The sequence below is a fragment of the Streptomyces lacrimifluminis genome (assembly GCF_014646095.1).
GTDB lineage: Bacteria > Actinomycetota > Actinomycetes > Streptomycetales > Streptomycetaceae > Streptomyces > Streptomyces lacrimifluminis.
In genome coordinates, this window is the sequence record NZ_BMMU01000006.1 from 18,659 (window position 1) to 36,965 (window position 18,307).

General features: G+C 70.3%; 16 protein-coding genes and 1 pseudogene. 10 read left to right on the top strand and 7 right to left on the bottom strand.

Annotated elements, in window-relative coordinates:
* Positions 1-135: 135 nt before the first annotated feature.
* Positions 136-492, top strand: a complete 357-nt coding sequence (locus tag IEY89_RS11535) for an ArsR/SmtB family transcription factor (RefSeq protein ID WP_189147253.1) — start codon at positions 136-138, stop codon at positions 490-492.
* Positions 493-521: 29 nt separating this feature from the next.
* Positions 522-959 (top strand): hypothetical protein, encoded by a 438-nt coding sequence (locus IEY89_RS11540; RefSeq protein WP_189147254.1) that lies wholly within the window; start codon positions 522-524, stop codon positions 957-959.
* Positions 960-1,002: 43 nt separating this feature from the next.
* On the opposite strand, the gene IEY89_RS11545 is transcribed toward IEY89_RS11540, so the two are convergent.
* On the bottom strand, positions 1,003-2,511 hold the full coding sequence (locus IEY89_RS11545; RefSeq protein ID WP_189147255.1) for an LCP family protein: 1,509 nt from the start codon (positions 2,509-2,511) through the stop codon (positions 1,003-1,005).
* A gap of 86 nt (positions 2,512-2,597) precedes the next feature.
* Between IEY89_RS11545 and tatA the strand changes: the two genes are divergently transcribed.
* Together tatA and IEY89_RS11555 are read left to right on the top strand one after the other, a co-directional pair.
* Positions 2,598-2,888, top strand: a complete 291-nt coding sequence (tatA, locus tag IEY89_RS11550; RefSeq protein WP_189147256.1) for a Sec-independent protein translocase subunit TatA — start codon at positions 2,598-2,600, stop codon at positions 2,886-2,888.
* A 10-nt stretch (positions 2,889-2,898) separates the two neighbouring features.
* Positions 2,899-3,636, top strand: a pseudogene (locus IEY89_RS11555) (Type 1 glutamine amidotransferase-like domain-containing protein).
* On the opposite strand, the gene IEY89_RS11560 reads toward IEY89_RS11555, so the two are convergent.
* Together IEY89_RS11560 and IEY89_RS11565 are read right to left on the bottom strand one after the other, a co-directional pair.
* Positions 3,558-4,109 (bottom strand): DUF6114 domain-containing protein, encoded by a 552-nt coding sequence (locus IEY89_RS11560; RefSeq protein WP_229695169.1) that lies wholly within the window; start codon positions 4,107-4,109, stop codon positions 3,558-3,560. The pseudogene IEY89_RS11555 and the gene IEY89_RS11560 overlap by 79 nt on opposite strands.
* A complete protein-coding gene (locus tag IEY89_RS11565; protein WP_189147257.1) occupies positions 4,109-4,840 on the bottom strand; it encodes a DUF6230 family protein in 732 nt (243 codons plus the stop codon). The genes IEY89_RS11560 and IEY89_RS11565 overlap by 1 nt, the downstream gene beginning before the upstream one ends.
* A gap of 753 nt (positions 4,841-5,593) precedes the next feature.
* Between IEY89_RS11565 and IEY89_RS11570 the strand changes: the two genes are divergently transcribed.
* The gene (locus tag IEY89_RS11570) at positions 5,594-6,253 is read left to right on the top strand and encodes a Tat pathway signal sequence domain protein (RefSeq protein ID WP_189147258.1); all 660 of its coding nucleotides are present in this window, start codon (positions 5,594-5,596) and stop codon (positions 6,251-6,253) included.
* Positions 6,254-6,286: 33 nt separating this feature from the next.
* Here IEY89_RS11570 and IEY89_RS11575 read toward each other — a convergent pair whose 3' ends face one another.
* Positions 6,287-7,294, bottom strand: a complete 1,008-nt coding sequence (locus tag IEY89_RS11575; RefSeq protein ID WP_189147259.1) for a lytic polysaccharide monooxygenase auxiliary activity family 9 protein — start codon at positions 7,292-7,294, stop codon at positions 6,287-6,289.
* Positions 7,295-7,680: 386 nt separating this feature from the next.
* Here IEY89_RS11575 and IEY89_RS11580 point away from each other — a divergent pair, with 386 nt between their 5' ends.
* Complete coding sequence (locus tag IEY89_RS11580) at positions 7,681-9,486, top strand: S8 family peptidase (protein WP_189147260.1); 1,806 nt, start codon at positions 7,681-7,683, stop codon at positions 9,484-9,486.
* Positions 9,487-9,620: 134 nt separating this feature from the next.
* Here IEY89_RS11580 and IEY89_RS11585 read toward each other — a convergent pair whose 3' ends face one another.
* Positions 9,621-10,484: an NAD(P)H-binding protein gene (locus IEY89_RS11585; protein ID WP_189147261.1), complete on the bottom strand. Its 864-nt coding sequence runs from the start codon at positions 10,482-10,484 to the stop codon at positions 9,621-9,623.
* On the bottom strand, positions 10,481-11,122 hold the full coding sequence (locus tag IEY89_RS11590; RefSeq protein WP_189147262.1) for a ScbR family autoregulator-binding transcription factor: 642 nt from the start codon (positions 11,120-11,122) through the stop codon (positions 10,481-10,483). Before IEY89_RS11590 ends, IEY89_RS11585 begins: the two co-directional genes overlap by 4 nt.
* A 258-nt stretch (positions 11,123-11,380) precedes the next feature.
* Here IEY89_RS11590 and IEY89_RS11595 point away from each other — a divergent pair, with 258 nt between their 5' ends.
* The 4 genes from IEY89_RS11595 (at position 11,381) to cyc2 (ending at position 16,596) form a co-directional block, all read left to right on the top strand.
* On the top strand, positions 11,381-12,277 hold the full coding sequence (locus tag IEY89_RS11595) for a ScbA/BarX family gamma-butyrolactone biosynthesis protein (protein ID WP_189147263.1): 897 nt from the start codon (positions 11,381-11,383) through the stop codon (positions 12,275-12,277).
* A gap of 72 nt (positions 12,278-12,349) precedes the next feature.
* On the top strand, positions 12,350-13,000 hold the full coding sequence (locus IEY89_RS11600; RefSeq protein ID WP_189147264.1) for a ScbR family autoregulator-binding transcription factor: 651 nt from the start codon (positions 12,350-12,352) through the stop codon (positions 12,998-13,000).
* A 102-nt stretch (positions 13,001-13,102) separates the two neighbouring features.
* A complete protein-coding gene (locus tag IEY89_RS11605; protein ID WP_189147265.1) occupies positions 13,103-14,308 on the top strand; it encodes a damage-control phosphatase ARMT1 family protein in 1,206 nt (401 codons plus the stop codon).
* A gap of 134 nt (positions 14,309-14,442) precedes the next feature.
* Positions 14,443-16,596, top strand: coding sequence for a germacradienol/geosmin synthase Cyc2 (gene cyc2 / locus IEY89_RS11610; protein ID WP_189147266.1), 2,154 nt, complete (start codon positions 14,443-14,445; stop codon positions 16,594-16,596).
* A 97-nt stretch (positions 16,597-16,693) separates the two neighbouring features.
* Here cyc2 and IEY89_RS11615 read toward each other — a convergent pair whose 3' ends face one another.
* A complete protein-coding gene (locus IEY89_RS11615) occupies positions 16,694-18,223 on the bottom strand; it encodes a hypothetical protein (RefSeq protein ID WP_189147267.1) in 1,530 nt (509 codons plus the stop codon).
* Positions 18,224-18,307: the final 84 nt, after the last annotated feature.

An 18,307-nucleotide genomic window follows, 5' to 3' on the forward strand; every position in this document is an offset into this window, starting at 1 on the left:
TTCGCCAAGGGGCTGTCGTCAAGTCCCGACTGCCCCGGCGGGTCAGGCCGGAGGACGGTCGCGGCACGGAGCAAGCGGTGAGCGGGGCCCCGCGTCTCCGGCACCGACCCGCCGGGCAGGTCCTAAACTGGCCCGGTGGTGACAGGTACGGGTAACGCCGGTTTCGACGATCCGTCCGCAGAGGTGCTGACGGAGGCCGCCGGGGTATTCGGACTGCTCGCCTCGCCGGCCCGGCTGCACATCGTGTGGGCGCTGGCGCAGGGCGAGAGCGATGTGACCGGGCTCGCCGAGCGGGTCGGCGGCGCGCTGCCCGCCGTGAGCCAGCACCTCACCAAACTGAGACTCGCCGGACTCGTGCGCTCCAGGCGCGAAGGGCGTCGGCAGGTGTACTTCGTCGACGACCCGGACATCGTCACGGTCGTACGGCTGCTGGTCGGGCGGCTGACGGACCGGGCCGAGAACACCCCCGTACGGCACCTCCGCGGAGTCTGATCTCCGGACTCCTGCTGCCCTTCCCGCCGATGCTCCCGGCCCAGGTCCTCGCCCGGAACCTGTGCTTCGACACGGCCCAACGGGCCTACGCCCACGACTGTCCCGCGCCCGGCGCCCTGCCCAGGCCGGACGTCCCGCGCCCTCGTGAGCTTCACCGCTTCCTCCGCTTCCTCCGCTTCCTCCGCTTTCTCGGCGGCTTCGGCGCGCTCAACGCCGTCGCCGACCTCGCGGCCTTCGGCGTGCCCGCCCTCGCGCTGCACGGCCCGGACGCTCTGGACGACCGGGCCGTCTTCCCCCCTGCCCGGTCCACCGAGCACCTCCTCACCCGGGCCGTGGTGATGCCGCTGCTCCGGGGCGGCTGCTGCCGGTGTCCCCGCTCGGCCCGCCGCCGGGGCTGGCGGGGGCTGCCCGGCGCCTGCTCCGCGCTTGTGGCGGCCGTGCTGGGGAGCCTGTACGGGGTGCCCTAGCCGCCGTCCGGCGGTGGCGGTTCTCGGCGCGGGGCCGCCCGGGTCAGCCGTAGGTGAGGTTCGAGCAGGGGTTGTCGTCCGCCGAGCGGGCTCCCTCGGCGATCTCCTTCGGGACGGCGGTGGGCTGCGGGGAGGCAGCGGAGCGGCCCTTGTACGACTCGCCGACGACCACGTTGACGCCCGCCGCCGTCACCGGCTGGATGGCCGCGCCAGGGAAGACACGGGCCACCGTCTGGGCATCGGACTTGTGCCCGGGGCCGTACTCGATGACCGTCGTCGCGTGGTCCTGGCTGCTCGCGGTCGCCGTGCCGGTGACCGCGAAACCGTCGGAGGTCAGCTCGGCGGCGGCCTTCGCGGCCAGGCCCGTGACGGTGGTGCCGTTGTAGACGGTGACGGTGATTCCCTTGCCGGACACGGGAGTCGGGTCGGCCGTGGGGCGGGCGCTCGGCGAGGCCTTCTTCCTGCCGCTCGCGTCCTTGCCGTCCAGGGTGCGGTCCGCCTTGAGGGCGGCCCAGAGTTCACCGGCGTCCGGTTCGACGATCGCGACGCGTGCACCGTCGTACCGCCAGGGGATGGTGACGAACTTCGTGTTGTGCAGGTCGATGTCCTTCAGTGTCATCGCGAAGGAGATCAGCTTGTCGGCGGAGCCGAGGCCGGGGTCCACGGTCAGGGACTTGGTGGCCGCCTCGGCGAGCGGAAGCAACTTGGTCGGGGTCAGGCCGTTGCTCTTCACCTCCTTCAACAGGCTCGCGACAAAGGCCTGTTGGCGCTTGATGCGACCGATGTCGGAGCCGTCGCCGATGCCGTGCCGGATCCGGACGTAGTCCAGCGCCTTCTGCCCCGAGACCCGCTGCTCGCCCTTGTCGAAGAGCAGCTTGCCGCGCGTGGTGCGCTTGGGGTTGAGATCACGCTCGTACAGGTTCTGGGGGAGACACACCTTCACCCCGCCCACCACCTCGGTCAGCGCCGCGAAGGCCTTGAAGTCGACGACGACGGTGTGGTCGACCCGCATACCCGTGATGCTCTCGACCGTGTTCTGGGTGCAGGCGGGGTTGCCCTTGGCGGTCTCGCCGACCGAGTAGGCCTTGTTGAACATGGTGTCCGGCCGGGCGGTCGTCCACGTGCCGTCGGGCAGCCTGCAGGGCGGGATGGTGACCAGGGTGTCGCGGGGTATGGAGACGGCCACGGCGTTCTTGTGGTCGGCGTAGATGTGCAGCAGGAACGCGGTGTCGGAGCGGCCGACGTCGTTCACGTCGCCGCCACCGAGCGCGGCGTTGCCGTCGTTGCGCGCGTCCGAGCCGATGACCAGGACGTTCTCGCCCTTGGACGAGCCCGCGGCGGGGCGGTTGTCCGAGATGCCGCCCGCGTCGAAGGTCTTGATGTCACCGTCCAGCTTCAGATAGACCCAGCCGGCGCCGGCCGCGAGGAGCAGGAGGAGGGAGAGACAGATCGCCAGTGCCAGCCGCCCGCGCCGACCCGGCTTGCGCCGCCGGGTGCCCGCGCCCGACCGGTGTCGCGGGGGTACGGCTGCCCTGCTCGTGCTGGTGGTCATCGGCGCCCTTCTCACGTCTCACCCTGGTCGTACAGTTGCGCAAAGTGGCAACTGTTATGTGTGACGAAGGAAAGGGCGGTGAGGTTGTGCTCCGGAACGGACTCGAACCGTGGCACCTGTTGGTGGTGGCGATCGTGGTCATCGTCATGCTCGGCTCGAAGAGGCTGCCGGACACCGCACGCGCCCTGGGCCGCTCGATGCGCATCCTCAAGAGCGAGGCGCGGGCACTGAAGGCCGACGGGTCGCCAACCGGGTCGGCGGGTGGGGGATCTTCGCAGGTGAGCGGTGGTTTCCCGGCTGAACCTGTCGTCGACCGGGCCGAGCCCGCTGTCGCCGAGACGGTCGCCGACCGTCGGGAGTCCGTCGTCGATCGATAAGATCATCCGCATGGCCGCTTCCGAATCGGCCATCCTCGCGACCTCGGGCGGACACCGCACGGTGGCAGGACCATGGTGGCGTTCGACGCTCTCTACATCACGCCGTCGACCTCTCCGGGGCCCACGGCCGCAGGCCGCGCGTCCTGTACGTCGGTACGGCCGTCGGGGACGCCGAGCACGTCACCGCCCGCATGGGCGAGGCCGCCCGGATCGCGGGCTTCGACCTCACACGGCTGCAGCTCTTCCCATGCCCGACTTGGCCGACGTCGAGGGCACGGTGCTCGAACGGAACGTCGTCTGGGTCAGGGGCGGCTCGGTGGCGAATCTGCTGGCGGTGTGGCGGGTGCACGGCCTCGACCGGATCATGCGGCGCGCCTGGGAGGCGGGTGTGGTGCTCAGCGGGGTGAGCGCGGGCTCCCTCTGCTGGTTCAGGGGTGGCACCACCGACTCCTTCGGCCCTGAACTCAGGCCGCTCACCGATGCGTTGGGCTTCCTGCCGTACGGCAACGGCGTGCACCACGACAGCGACGCGGGCCGCTCCCCGCTGGTCCACCGACCTGTCGCCGACGGCACCCTGCCCACCGCACACTGCACCGACGACGGGGTCGGCCTCGTCTGCCGAGGAACCGAACTCGTCGAGGCGGTCGCGGAGTTGCCGGGCAGGGGTGCCTACATCGTCAGGTGTGAGGGTGACTCGGCGGTGGAGGAGCGCATCGAGCCGCGCAGGCTGCCTTCGCCGCCCTCGTGACCGTCGTCCGCCGCTGTGGGCCCGGTGGACTCCGTGGCGTCAGGACCTGCCATGGCGGCCTTGCCCTTCTGCTTCTCCTTGCGCCGCTGCCTGCGGCTGACACGCGGTTCCTGGTCGGGAAGCCAGCCGAAGGCCATACAGCTGCCCACGGCTCCCAGCGTGAGGCCCACGAAGAAGCCGCCGAGGTTCGAGGTGACCCAGGTGCCCAGCGTCAGCATGATGCCGACGATCGAGTAGAACAGCCGCTGCGTGGGGTTGAAGATGATCAACAGGCCGCACACCACCATCAGTGTCGGCAGCAGATAGCCCGCCAGACCCTGCATACCGATGTGCAGGACGACCTTGAGCGACGCCTTCACGGTGAACAGGATCTCCGCCCCGCCCAGGGTCAGCAGCACCCCGGCCAGGAACGGACGGCGGGCCCGCCAGGTTCTGAAAGCGGGCCCCACCCCCTGGTGCTCGATGCCCGACATCAGCAACCCGACTCGCTGAAGCTCAGCTTCAGCCCGGGCAGCTTGAACACGGCCGCCGTGGTGGCGTAGTTGGTCTGCCGCAGGTTGGCGATGTGGACGGTGTCCGCCTGCTGGCTGAAGACGCCGGCCGGACCCTTGACGCCCGCCTTGTTGAGCGTGCTGGCATCGTTGCCGATCTCGATGTTGCTGAAGGACGCGTTGCCCGACAGCTCGGTGGAGTCGGTCGTCAGGTCGGACGCGCTCACCGGAGTGCCGCTGCTGCCCGCCTTGATCAGCAGGTGGACCCCGCCGAGGTCGACACTCTGGCAGAGGTTGGTGAGCGTCGCGGTCTTGATCGCGGAGGTGACGACGAGCACCTGGCCGCCGGTGTCGCCCTCGTTCGGGCTGTCCTCGATCATGTGGTCGAGCCCGCCGAACTGCTCGAAGCCGGTGCCCTTCAGCTCGGTCGCGGTGACGACGAACGGCATGCCGGAGATGGCGAACTGGACGCCCAGGGCGCCCTCGGCAGTGAGGACCGCGAGCGTCGCGGCGACCAGGGCGGCCGGCACCGCCATCACGGCGGCGCGGCGTCCACGGACCCGCCCGCGGCGCTCGGTGCCCTTTTCGGCACCTTCGAAGAATTCGGACACGTTGGTGGATCCCGCGGCCCCGGCGCCTTCGGAAGCGTTACCGCTTCCTGGCTGCTCGGGGCTGGATCCGGCGGACGACGAGGCGTCCGAGGACGAGGCCATGGCTGCTCCCAGTACATAGTCAACTACGTCAATGCTGGTCAAGCTTCTGTGGCACGTTGTCCTGGCGCGGACAGCGGCTGCGGCGTACGTCTCCTCGCAACTCCCGGCGGTTGCAAGGGCTTTCATGGTTACGCCCCAGTAGCCGCCGAGGAAGTTACCCGTGGTTACTTTGAGGGGTCAAGGGAGTTGTGGAAAAAGGGTGCGGATTATGCGCCACCTGTGGCTTCACGGGGTGATCGAGGGTCGTTCGGGGGGTCCGAAGGGCCCTCACAGGGGTGCCGCACGAGACGGGGAGACCCGAAGAAGTCCAAGGGGAAGGTGACGGTGAAGTCCGACGGAAGGCATCAACTTCCGTCCAATCACTTGACGTTGACGGTCTCTCAGGTCTAGAACTCGACCTGGTTTCCCCGGATCCGTGGCGCCGGATCCGCAAGCGATGCGAGTCATCGCTCTTCCCGGACTCATTGCTCATTCCGCAGTCCGCCTCCGAGGCACCGGCATGGCCGTTTCCCCCTTGGGCCACCGCCGGGTCGCCCTGTCCCGCCCGGTCCGGCAGGAAGCCTCCCTCCAAGCCTTCCCGCCGGTCACCGGCCGGTCGTCGTTGCCGGTCCGTCACGTAGGGAGAAGGCGTTACGGGCCGGCAACGGCCTTTTTCCCGCGTCCTTCATGCGTTCCGCACGCGTACTTTCGCGTGTCCCGACCTCTTCGACACCCCCTCAACACCCCCAGTTCCAGAGAGAGGCACCCGCAATCATGCGTACTCGTACCCGCTCCGCCCTCGCCCTCGCCGCCGCCGTCGCCGGGCTCTCGGTCGCCGCGGTCACCCCCGCGTCCGCCGCCGACAGCGTCCTCACCATCAACAGCGCGGCCGGCGACGCCGTCGCCGTGGGCGATGTCCTCAGCGCCTCCCTCGCCACCGGCACCGCCGCCACGCTCTACTCCAGCGCGACCGGCACCAGCGGTGTCTCCTGCGCGGCGTCGACCTTCACGGCTTCGGTCACCGACAACCCCGCGGCGCCCGGCACCGCCACCGAGACGGTCACCGCCCACACCTTCGGCACGTGCACCAGCAATGTGCTCGGTGTGCTCGGCGTGACCAGCGTGACCGTCAACAACCTGCCGTACACCACCGCGGTGGGCTCCGACGGCTCCGTCGTCGTCACTCCGGCCGCGGGCTCCACCATCCAGACGACCGTCGTGCTGCGCACCCTGCTGGGCAGCATCAACTGCGTCTACCAGGCGCCCAGCCTGACCGGTACGACCGGCGAGGCCGACAACAGCATCAACTTCTCCGCCCAGGCGTTCACCAAGTCGTCCGGCTCGTCGCTGTGCTTCAGCAGCGGCTACTTCACCGCCAAGTACGCCCCGGTGAAGGACGTGACGCAGGGCAACGCCACGGTCTTCGTCAACTGACGAACCATCAATAAGCGTCTGGGCTGCCGGTGTTCACCGGCGGCGCAGACGCAGGGCGAGGGCGGCGACCACGGCGAGCAGTACCGCCGCGGCGCCGGCCGCGACCAGGTGCCGTGCCCCGGTGCCGTCGGTGGCCGACGCCACCGGCGCGCCGGCCACGGTGCCACCGGCCTGAGGGGCGGCGGAGTCGGCGGACTCCGCCGCCCGTCCCGTTCCCACGGCCTGTGCCGGCCGCTCGGCCGGATCGGCCGACGCGGTGCGCTCGGCAGGCTCGGACTGCGTCGCGGGAGAGGCAGAAGGAGAGGGAGAGTCGGTGGCGGTCGGCGTGGAGGCTCCGGAGCTGTCGGAGTCGCCGGTGTCACCGGAGCCGTCGGTGTTGCCCTTCGCCTCTGGGAACACCACGTCCGAGCACGAGTAGTACGTGTCCGGCGTGCTGGAGTTCTGCCAGATCGTGTACAGAACATGACGGCCGGTCCGATCGGACGGCAGCGTCATCCCGATGCGGTACGCGTCACCCGTCATCGCGGGGTCCCTGACCTCGGCGAACGGCCGACCCGGCAGGTCGGACCAGTTCAGCGGGCCGGACGGGTCGTACCCGGGCTTCGTCAGGAACATCTTGAACGTGCCGGTGTGCGGGATCGTCGAGCGGTACGTCATCGTCAGCCGCGCGCCCGGCGTCAGTGTGGTCGAGGGCCAGTCGGAGCGCGCGAGGTCGAGGCCCCGGTAGTCGGACAGCCCGCCGCTGCACAGTCGGCCGTCGGGGATCACCGCGCGGTCCCGGCCGTTCACGTCGGCGACCCGCAGGTTGTCCCAGAAGGTGAAGGGCGCCCCGCCGTTCGCGGTGACCGCCGCCCGGCAGGCCGCCGTACCGGCCGGACGGCCGCCGTCGGGGGAGCAGGCGTAGGCGCGACTGACCGGCCCGGTCGGGGCGCCGTGCGCCTGAGCGGAACCCGCCGCGGACAGTGTGAGCAACAGCGGTGCCGCGAAGGCGGCGGTGCCGGCGAGTGCGGCGGCCGAGAGCGTGCGGCGGTGGGCGGTCATCCGGGACGTCTCCTCGACCAGGGGGAACAGGTCTGCTTTCGGGCAGTACGGGAAGCGGACGGGCCGCGTTCAATCAGTGGGTGACGCAGGCAATCCCCCGCAACTCACCCAACCCGGTCAGTTGATCGTGATGCAGGGTCGGTTTCCGGCGTTCAAGGGTGGGGATCCGGCCTGATCGAGGGTTTCCCCTGTATCCGGATGACCTTCTCTTTGCCTACTGTTCCACCACAGCCGCCCCACAGGTCACCCCGGAACGGGCCGCTCGCGCTTGGCCGGCCACCGCGCCGCTTTTCGAACCGCACCCCCCGCCGCTTCGACGACGAAGCGATTCCCCGCCACTCCCCGCTGCCCGCGCGGCCCGGAGTACGGCCCCGAAAGGCAAGCCCTTGCGTACTTCACCCACCCGTGTCACGGGGCGGAAGCTGATATCCGCCGCCGCGGTCTCCGCCGCACTGGTGGCCGCGGCCACCACCTCGGTCGCCGTGGCCCAGGAGCCCGCCGCCTCGGCCACCGCCTCGGAAGCCGCCGCGCAGGCGGTCGCCGCCCCGGCCGAGCGACTCATCGTCGGCTACAAGGCCGGTGCCGCCGAGGCCAAGTCGAACCCGGCCGCCGACGCCGACGCCGTCGCCAAGGGCAAGGAGGCCGGCGAGAGCCTGGACTTCCAGCGCCGACTGGGCACCGGTGCCGCCCTCGTCGACCTGGGCGAGCAGCTCAGCAAGGCGGACGTCGCCGACGTCATCGCCGAGTACCAGGCCGACCCGCAGGTCGCCTACGTCGTGCCGGACCGCCTCAACAAGCCGCAGGCCGACCCGAACGACACCGAGTACAGCAAGCAGTGGGACCTCTTCGAGACCACCGCGGGTATGCGCGTCCCGGGTGCCTGGGACACCGCGACCGGCACCGGCGTGACCGTGGCCGTCATCGACACCGGCTACGTCGCCCACTCCGACCTGGCCGCCAACATCGTCGCGGGCTACGACTTCATCGCCGACACCGCCGTCTCGGTGGACGGCAACGGCCGTGACAGCAACCCGGCCGACCCGGGCGACTGGTCCGCCGCGAACGAGTGCCAGGCCGGCGCCCCCGCCAGCACCTCCTCCTGGCACGGCACCCACGTCGCGGGCACCATCGCCGCCGCCACGAACAACGGCAAGGGCGTCGCGGGCATCGCCTACAACGCGAAGATCTCCCCGCTGCGCGTCCTCGGCAAGTGCGGTGGCTACGACTCCGACATCATCGACGCCATCACCTGGGCGTCGGGCGGTACGGTCTCCGGCGTTCCGGCCAACGCCAACGTCGCCAAGGTCATCAACATGAGCCTGGGCGGCTCCGGTGCGTGCACCTCGGCCACGCAGACCGCGATCACCAATGCCGTCAACCGTGGTACGACGGTCGTCGTCGCGGCGGGCAACAGCAACGCCAACGCGGCCAACTACTCCCCGGCGAGCTGCGGCAACGTCATCTCGGTCGCCGCGCTGAGCCGCACCGGTGCGAAGGCCTCGTACTCCAACTTCGGCTCCACCGTGGACATCGCGGCCCCGGGCGGCCAGACCAGCACCGGTACCGCCAACGGCATCCTGTCCACGCTGAACTCCGGTACGCAGGGCCCGTCCACCGAGTCGTACGCCTACTACCAGGGCACCAGCATGGCCGCCCCGCACATCGCCGGCCTGGCCGCGCTGCTGAAGTCGGCGAACTCCTCCCTGACCCCGGCGCAGATCGAGTCGGCGATCAAGACCAACTCCCGTGCACTGCCCGGGGCGTGCTCCGGCGGCTGCGGCGCGGGCCTGGCCGACGCCACGAAGACCGTGCAGGCCGTGAGCGGCACCGGCGGCGGCACGACGGGGACCGTCTTCTCCTCCGGCACCGCCGTCTCCGTCCCGGACAACGGCTCCGCCGTCGAGTCCTCGATCGCCGTCACCGGCCGGACCGGCAACGCCCCCTCGGCCCTCCAGGTCGGCGTCGACATCACCCACACCTACCGCGGTGACCTCGTCATCACCCTGGTGGCGCCCGACGGGTCCACCTACCCGCTGAAGGCTTCCAGCACCTCGGACTCCGCCGACAACGTGAACACCACGTACACGGTGGACGCCTCCAGCGAGACCGCCAACGGCACCTGGAAGCTGCGCGTCCAGGACGTGGCCGCCTCGGACACGGGCAGGATCAACAGCTGGAAGCTCACCTTCTGAGCTTCTGGCTCACCGCCCCCAGGGGCGAACCACCCGTCGGCGCAAGTGAACTGACGGCGTGACAGAAACGGGCGGGTCGGTCGGCGTGGATGGACGCCGGCCGGCCCGCCGTCGTATGTGAGCCCTCGCGCTCGTCACCCGGCCGCCGGGCCGCCGAACTCCGCCCGATGCTCCGCCGCCCACTCCCGGTACCCGCGGGCGGGCCGGCCGAGCAACTCCGCCACGTCCGGCTCCACCTGCCCCTTCGACCCGTGCCGCCCCCGCGCGGTACTCTCCGCGAGGGCGTGGGCCACCGGCTCCGGATAGCGTGCGAGTAGACCCTGCAACACCTGATACTCCGTCAGTTGGACATACTTCAGACGGCGTTGCAGCAACTCGCCCAGGATCTCCGTCTGTTCCACCGGGGTGACCCCGGCCGGCCCGGTCAGCGCGTACGCCCGCCCGGCGTGTCCCTCCGGGTCCGAGAGTGCCCGTACCGCCACGTCGGCGATGTCCCGCGGGTCGACGTTCGCGTTCCGCGCGGTGCCGTCGGGGCCCCGGACGACCCCCTCCTCCCGGACGGAGCGGGCCCAGCCCAGGGTGTTGGACATGAAGGCGCGCGGACGCAGGAAGGTCCACGCCAGGCCGGAGGCGAGCAGGAGCTCCTCGTTGTACCGCTGCCACCGTGTGATCAGGTCGGTGGCCCCGGGGTCGGTCACCGCCTGGGCCGACAGCTTCACCACCTGAGGTACTCCCGCCGCTCGGGAGGCCGCCACGAAGTTCTCGTCCTGGGCCGGCGCCAGCGGGTTCGAGGTGACGAGCAGAGCGGACCGTACGCCGGTCAGCGCCGCGCGCAGCCCGGCGGGGTCGTCGAAGTCCCCGCGCACCACCTCTATTCCGGGACCGGCGAGGGTGACGCGGTGCGGGTCGCGGGTGAGCAGGCGCAGCGGGCCGGTGCCCGCCAGGCGTTCGGCGACCAGCCGACCGACGGTGCCGGTGGCCCCCGTCAGCAGAATCACGGGACGGGGACGGCGGAGAGGATGCGGACGCCGCGGTCGGCCCGGCTGTCCAGTCCGAGCAGAAGCCCCGGTACCGCGATGCCGGGCAGGATGTGGGACCACAGGACCGAGATACGGTGCGCGAGGTCCGCCCGGTCGGTCAGGGCCCGCGACATCAACTGGATGCCCGCGAAGCCCCCCACCAGCAGCTCCACCGTGTCCCGCGGTTTCACCGTGGGCAGCAACTCGCCCTGGGCGCCGGCCTGTTCCATCAGCACGGTCAGCCGCTCCCCCCACTGCCGGAACGGTCCGGTGTGGTCGACCCCGGGGGGCGTCGCCTGGTCCACCGTCAGCCGCACGCTGCCTCGCAGCAGGGAGTCGGTCAGCAGCCGCTGCGCCACGACGAACGTCATGTCGATGATCTCCTGCAGCTTGCAGGGCTGTTCCGGGACCGTGCCGAACGGCACCTGTTCGTCCAGCACCGCCTGGGCGAGGGACTCCTTGGAAGGAAAGTGGAAATACAGGGCGCCCTTGGTGACCTCGGCCCGTTCCAGCACCATGGAGATGGTGGTGGAGGTGTAGCCGTGCTCGTCGAAAACCGCGCCCGCGGCTTCCAGGATCGCTCTGCGCGTCCTGATGGCGCGTTCCTGTTTTGCCATAAGAGCCCCTCCCTGGCGCGCAGTTGGCCGGTGTTCGTGTCAGTGTCGAATGGGTGCCGTGCTGTGCGTGACCGAGTGTCGTCAGGTGCGCCGGAACCGCTGATCATAGGGCGGGGCCGACTGATCTCGTTGAAAACAAACCGGTCGCCTCGTACTCTATCGCTCACCTAAGCGGGCGCCTTTCCGTCTGCCACGCCATACGGGGGGACCGAGGGAGAGACATTGCTTCCAGTGCCGCAGTCTGCCGAAACCCCACTCATGACGGTCGGCGTTCCGCGCCAACTCGTGCACCGCGCGTCGATCGCGGAGACCTTCCCCACCGGTTGGTCCCGCACCGGGACCGACCGGTTCAGCGTCTCCGCGCAATGGCCGCGGGTCCACTGCTTACACGTGTCGCCGGACCGGACCGCATACGATCCGCTGCTCGTCGTGGAGACCGTACGACAGGCCGGAACCCTGCTCAACCACACTGAGTACAAGGTGCCGTTGGACCACCGGTTCGTGCTCCAGGAGTTCCGGATCACCACGGTTCCCGAGCACCTGCGCGTGGGGTCGGCGCCGGCCGAACCCACTGTCGACATCACCTTCTCCGACCTCCGTCATCGAGGCAAGCGCCTGGTCTCGGCCCGCTACGAGGCCGATGTGCGACTGGACGGTGAACTGGTCGCGCACGCCGACGTCGCCTTCACCTGCACCAGTGGCGCCGTCTTCACCAGGCTGCGCGGCGGCCGTACGGCGGCAACCGTCACCGCCCTGCCCGTTCCGCCGGGACTGCCCGTCGCCGACGTGGGGCGGGGGGCGGCGGCGGACGTCGTCCTGGCGGTGCCGCAACAGGTCGAAGGTCACTGGCAGTTGCGAGTAGATACCGGTCATGCCGTTTTCTTCGACCATCCACTTGACCACATACCGGGCATGCTGCTTCTGGAGTCCGCCCGCCAGGCCGCGCTGGTCCGGACGGGCCCCGACGGAGGCCTGATACCCGCGTCCTTCGACACGACGTTCCACCAGTTCGCCGAACTGGACCTGCCCACCTGGATCGAGTCGACGGACACGGGTGGCGGGGCCCTGAAGGTGGTGGGAACGCAGGAGGGACGCACGGTTTTCGAGTGTGTGGTGGGCACCGCGGAACGGTCGGCTATCTTGTACAGGGAGTAATAAACAAACGGCATATCCCGTTTTTCTCAAGGGAGTTCGGGAGCACCGGTACGGTGGGGAGGAGTGGCGCCGATGGCGAGGCAGTTACGCGCCGAGCAGACCCGCGCGACGATCATCACGGCCGCGGCCGACCTGTTCGACCGCCACGGTTACGAGTCGACCAGCCTGAGTGACATAGTCGAGCACGCCCATGTCACCAAGGGCGCCCTCTACTTCCACTTCGCGGCGAAGGAAGATCTGGCCCACGCCATCCTGGAGATCCAGTCCAGGACCTCCCGCCGGATGGCCAGAGACATCGACGGCCGCGGCTACTCCTCGCTCGAAGCGCTGATCCGCGTCACGTTCGGGATCACGAGGATGGCCGTCGAGGGTCCGATCGCCAGGGCGGGTCTGCGCCTGGCCGCCGGTGATGTCACCGTCCGGCCGCCGTTGCGCCACCCGTTCCGCGAATGGTCCGAGATGGCTTCCGGCAAACTCCTCGGCGCGGTCAAGGAGTCCGACGTGCACCCGGACGTCGATGTCGACGCGATGGCGCACTCCCTCGTCAGCTTCTTCGTCGGCAGCCGCGTGGTCAGCCGGGCGGTGGAGCCGGTGGCGCGCCAGCCCCGCCGGACGGCGGACATGTGGCGGCTCACCATCCGGGCGCTGGTGCCCACACCCAGGCGGGCGCGGTATCTGGGCCTGGTGGCGCAACTGGAGCGGGAGATGCGGGCGGTGGCGTGAGACGGGTGGGGCGGGCCGTCTGATCCGGCGGGGGACGGGTTGCCCCGCCTCCGCCCGGGGATGTCCCGGGCCGCTTGATTCCCGGACGGTACGGTGAGGCGCATGCCTGCCTCCGACTCCGTGTCCCCGCCCGTGATCCTCGGCAACGAGCCGGGCTCGTTCCCCTGGAGCGTGCTGGCCGAACGGCATCCCGCGCTCATCCAGAAGGTCCGGGACGCCTTCCCGTACGGCCCGGAGCAGCACCGCGCGCTCGACGCACTCCTCAAGAGCTGCACCGAGGGCGTCGTCGAACCGCTCCCCACCGACGCCGAGGACCGCGAGCAGTGGGCGGAGTGGGGTACCAGGGAGTACGCGGGCCGGTCCTGGTTCGACGTGCCGTGGCTGTGGGCTGAGGGGTACTTCTACCGTCAACTCCTCGAAGCGGTCGGGTACTTCGGCGCAGGTGGCGGTGCCTGGCGGGGGATCGATCCCTTCCGCCCCTTCAAGCTGGCCGAACTGGACGCCCCCGAGACCGACGAGGAACTGGCCGCGCTCGACGACCTGGTGAGCGGGCCGCAGGAGGAGCAGGCGCGCGCTCTGCTCCACGGGTCGCTGTGGGGCAACCGGGCCGACCTCGGCTTCCGGCTCTCCGGCGCGGACGAGGGAGGGGAGGCGGCGGGCCTCGTCGCCGACGACGGCGAGGCACTCTGGGCGCTGTTCCGGTCCGCCGGCCCCGACGCGGGCCCGGTGTGTCTGGTCGCGGACAACGCGGGCCGGGAACTCGTTCCCGACCTGCTGCTCCTGGACCACCTGCTGACCCGGGGATACGCCGAACACGCGGTCCTGCACGTGAAACCGCACCCGTACTTCGTCTCCGACGCGACCACCGCCGACGTGGTCGACGCCCTGCGCCGGCTGATCCAAGCCCCGGGGGCCGCCGCCGAGCACGGACGCCGCCTCTGGTCCGCGCTGGCCGACGGCCGCCTCGTGGTACGCGCCCACCCCTTCTCCTGCGCCCCGCTCCCGTACACGGCGATGCCCGGAGACCTCCGCGAGGACTTCGCCTCGGCGACGGTCACTCTGATGAAGGGCGACCTGAACTACCGCCGACTGGTCGGTGACCGTCTTCGGCCGCCCACCACGCCCTTCGCGGACGTGACCGCGTACTTCCCCGGCCCGGTGGCCGCCCTGCGCACCCTGAAGTCGGACGTGGTCGTCGGCCTCGACGCCCGTACCGAGTCGGCGCTCGTCGCCGCGGACGGACAACGCTGGCGGACGAGCGGTACGCGTGCGGTGATCCAGGTGTCGTCGACGCAGGTGCTGTCGTAGCCGTCGCAGTCCTCGCATGGGGAGTGAACTCACAACACCTGTCCGGAATCCCGGAATCGATCCTGATTCACGCGATGGTGTGATCATGTCCCGCCCCGTGGATGGCGCGTGCGGGGCAGGGGTAGGGCCCGCCCATGACACAGCCGTTCGTACTCCCGCACTTCTACATGCCGTATCCCGCGCGGCTGAACCCGCATCTGGACGAGGCGCGCGCCCATTCGACCGTCTGGGCACGGGAGATGGGAATGCTGGAGGGCTCAGGCGTCTGGGAGCAGTCCGACCTCGACGCGCACGACTACGGGTTGTTGTGCGCGTACACGCACCCCGACTGCGACGGGCCCGCCCTCTCGCTCATCACCGACTGGTACGTGTGGGTGTTCTTCTTCGACGACCACTTCCTGGAGGTTTTCAAGCGCAGCCAGGACCGCGACGGCGGCAAGGCCTATCTGGACCGGCTGCCCCTGTTCATGCCGCTCGACCTCTCGGCCCCCGTACCGAAGCCGCAGAACCCGGTGGAGGCGGGCCTCGCCGACCTGTGGGCGCGCACGGTTCCGTCGATGTCCGTGGACTGGCGCAGGCGGTTCGCGGTGGCCACCGAGCATCTGCTGAACGAGTCGATGTGGGAACTGTCCAACATCAACGAGGGACGGGTCTCCAACCCCGTCGAGTACATCGAGATGCGCCGCAAGGTCGGCGGCGCGCCCTGGTCGGCGGGGCTCGTGGAGTACGCGACCGCCGAAGTGCCCACGCCCGTCGCGGAGTCGAGGCCGCTCAGGGTGCTGATGGAGACCTTCTCGGACGGCGTCCACCTGCGCAACGACCTGTTCTCCTACCAGCGGGAGGTCGAGGACGAGGGTGAGCTCAGCAACGGCGTGCTCGTCCTGGAGACCTTCTTCGGGTGCACGACCCAGGAGGCCGCCGACACCGTCAACGACATCCTCACCTCACGGCTTCACCAGTTCGAGCACACCGCGCTCACCGAAGTGCCCTCGGTGGCCCTGGACAAGGGCCTCACGCCGGACCAGGTCGCCGCGGTGGCCGCGTACACGCGCGGGCTGCAGGACTGGCAGTCCGGCGGTCACGAGTGGCACCTGCGCTCCAGCCGGTACATGAACGAAGGAGCCCTGGAGGAGTCGCGGCCGTTCGGAGTCGGCGGTTTCGGCACGTCCGCCGCCAACATCGGCGCGCTCCTGGCCTCGGCCGGCGCCGAACGTCTGCGCGCCTACACGCATGTGCCGTACCAGAAGGTCGGCCCGTCCCTGCTGCCGGACTTCTACATGCCGTTCGGGCTCACGCTGAGCCCGCACCTGGACGCCGCCCGGTCCCGCCTCGTCGACTGGTCGCACAGCATGGGCATCCTCCAGGAGGGCGTCTGGGACGAGGACAAACTCGCCGCGGCCGACCTGCCGCTCTGCGCGGCCGGCATCCACCCGGACGCGACGGCCGACGCCCTCGACCTCAGCTCCGCCTGGCTGGCCTGGGGCACCTACGGCGACGACTACTACCCCCTTGTCTTCGGCCACCGCCGCGACCTGGCCGCGGCCCGTCTGTGCACCGAGCGCCTCTCCGCGTGCATGCCCATCGAGAGCGAGGGGTTCCCGGTTCCGGTCAACGGCATGGAACGCGGGCTGATCGACCTGTGGCAGCGCACCACGGTCGGGATGAACCCCGACCAGCGGCGCACGTTCCGTGCGGCGGTGGACGTGATGACCGAGAGCTGGGTGTGGGAACTGCTCAACCAGATCCAGAACCGTGTCCCCGACCCGATCGACTACCTGGAGATGCGCCGCGCCACTTTCGGCGCCGACCTCACCATGAGTCTGTGCCGGATCGGTCACGGCCGGGCGGTCCCTCCGGAGGTCTACCGCAGCGGCCCCGTCCGGTCGCTGGAGAACGCGGCCGTCGACTACGCGTGCCTGATCAACGACGTGTTCTCCTACCAGAAGGAGATCGAGTACGAGGGTGAGATCCACAACGGCATCCTCGTCGTCCAGAACTTCTTCGGCTGCGACTACCCGACCGCGCTCGGCATCATCCACGACCTGATGACCCAGCGCATGCAGCAGTTCGAGCATGTCGCCGCCCATGAATTCCCGGTCCTGTACGAGGACTTCAAGCTCACGGAGGAGGCGCGCGCGACCATGGACGGCTACGTCGCCGAACTGCGGAACTGGCTGTCCGGCATCCTGAACTGGCACCGGGAGGTCCCCCGCTACAAGTCCGACCACCTGGCCAGCCGGTCCCACGGCTTCCTGCCGGACCGCAGTTCGGTGCTCCCGATCGGCTGAGGGCTCCCTGCCCACCGGAGAGCGGCCGGCCGGGGACCGGTCCGCGTCCCGCGCGTGCCTGTCGGCCACGGCGCGGGGCCGGCCCCGCCGTTGTCCGTCAGCCCAGGTCGCGGACCCGCTCCGCCGTCTCCTCGGCGAGTTCCCGTACGCCCGTGGCGGCGTTCGCCGAGAGCTCGCCGAGTATCGCGTCGGAGGAGGCCAGCAGGGCGCGGGCCTCCTCCGGGAGGTCCGCGTCGGCCAGGGCGCGGGTCAGGGTGTAGTGCTCCTCGGCGATGAACCGGCCGAGGTTCACCCCGTGCCAGAGCCGCAGGGACGTGTCCCGGGGGTCCGTCAGCGTGGCACGCAGGGTCGCCAACGTGGCCGTTGCCCGCGGCAGCAGGCCCAGCTCGCGTTCGAGGCGGGCCTGTGTCAGACGGGCCGACACCCGGTTCCAGGCCGTGTCCTGGAGGTCGGCGGACAGACGCTGGGCGCGCAACGCCTGGAACAGATCGCCCAGTTCCTGGAACTCCCGGCTGAGCATCCGCAACATCGAAGTGTCCAGCGGCTCCGATGCACCTGCGGGCACCCGGAGCAGACTCTGCCCCCACTCGATCTCGTCCAGCAGGCGGATCAGCGCGACCCGGGCACGTTCCGTCATGCCCTGTGCGCGGGCCAGCTCCGTCCAGGTGAACGCGGGCTCGTCCGACGGATCCGTGCCGAACATCGAGGCGTCCAGATCCAGCGCCCACTGCCGCAGTTCGGCACCCGTGGCCCCCGGCCCGGGCAACTCGCTCAGGCCGCACGCCGTGTCGAAGTCCGTGTCCCGGACCTCGTGCAGCAGCGGCAGGTCCTCGGCCAGGCCGCGCAGGCCCACCAGGACGGTTCCGAGGCGCAGTTCGTCCGTCATCGAAGAGCTGGCCTCGTATCTCACCAGGTGCCGCAGCAGGCCCAGATCGCCGTCCGCGCGGTCGAACTGCGCCGCCCGCAGGGCGAGTCGGCGGCGCAGCGGATCCCGGGCCACCGCATCCCACGCCGACGGGCCCTCGCCCGCCCGCAACGTGGCCAGGTCGGCCCGGCCGGGGGCGAGCACCGGCTCCCACAAAGGCGGGCGCGGATGCCGGTCGAGCCGTTCGTACGCCCGGCCCTCCTCCGCGTTGAGCAGCAGGAAGTCGGGCTCGGTGCGCAGCAGCGCCGTGTGCAGCATGCCGATCAGCTCGTGCGGGGAGCGCTCGGGCAGCCCCAGGGCGCGGCGCAGTTCCGCGCGTTCGGCGTCGATGTCGTAGTCCGCGCGGATCTCCTCCTCCGTCTCCGCGACCCGCGCGAGGATCTTCTCCGTACCGTCGGCGGGCGACAGATCCAGGTAGTCGTGCCAGCCGGGCAGACCGATCACCATCTCCAGCGCCTCGTCGGCACTGGAACCGATGAGCCCGGCCGAACCCTCCGAATCGGCGTACAGCACGGATCCGTCGCCACACACGAAGTACGTACCTCCCGCGCCGTCGCCGGCCACCGGCGTCAGCGGTCCGCCCGAGGCGAGGCGGACCTTCTCTCCGTGATCGGCGCGGCCGAGGTCGAAGTCGAAGGGGAACGCGGCCAGTCCGGCCTCGGCCCGGCTCTGTCGCAGCAGCCGCAGGGCGTGATCGGTCATGCCGCAGAACGTAACAGCCCCCACTGACAACGCGAATATCGCGCTCTGTCACCAGTTTCCGCATCAGGACGGACACCTATGGCT

Excerpts from the sequence above, each read along its gene's own strand:
- IEY89_RS11575 (WP_189147259.1), bottom strand. The coding sequence starts at position 7,294 with ATGACCGCCCACCGCCGCACGCTCTCGGCCGCCGCACTCGCCGGCACC.
- IEY89_RS11570 (WP_189147258.1), top strand. The coding sequence starts at position 5,594 with ATGCGTACTCGTACCCGCTCCGCCCTCGCCCTCGCCGCCGCCGTCGCC.
- IEY89_RS11615 (WP_189147267.1), bottom strand. The coding sequence starts at position 18,223 with ATGACCGATCACGCCCTGCGGCTGCTGCGACAGAGCCGGGCCGAGGCC.
- IEY89_RS11590 (WP_189147262.1), bottom strand. The coding sequence starts at position 11,122 with ATGGCAAAACAGGAACGCGCCATCAGGACGCGCAGAGCGATCCTGGAA.
- IEY89_RS11605 (WP_189147265.1), top strand. The coding sequence starts at position 13,103 with ATGCCTGCCTCCGACTCCGTGTCCCCGCCCGTGATCCTCGGCAACGAG.
- IEY89_RS11595 (WP_189147263.1), top strand. The coding sequence starts at position 11,381 with ATGACGGTCGGCGTTCCGCGCCAACTCGTGCACCGCGCGTCGATCGCG.
- IEY89_RS11560 (WP_229695169.1), bottom strand. The coding sequence starts at position 4,109 with ATGTCGGGCATCGAGCACCAGGGGGTGGGGCCCGCTTTCAGAACCTGG.
- cyc2 (WP_189147266.1), top strand. The coding sequence starts at position 14,443 with ATGACACAGCCGTTCGTACTCCCGCACTTCTACATGCCGTATCCCGCG.
- IEY89_RS11565 (WP_189147257.1), bottom strand. The coding sequence starts at position 4,840 with ATGGCCTCGTCCTCGGACGCCTCGTCGTCCGCCGGATCCAGCCCCGAG.
- IEY89_RS11600 (WP_189147264.1), top strand. The coding sequence starts at position 12,350 with ATGGCGAGGCAGTTACGCGCCGAGCAGACCCGCGCGACGATCATCACG.
- IEY89_RS11545 (WP_189147255.1), bottom strand. The coding sequence starts at position 2,511 with ATGACCACCAGCACGAGCAGGGCAGCCGTACCCCCGCGACACCGGTCG.
- IEY89_RS11540 (WP_189147254.1), top strand. The coding sequence starts at position 522 with ATGCTCCCGGCCCAGGTCCTCGCCCGGAACCTGTGCTTCGACACGGCC.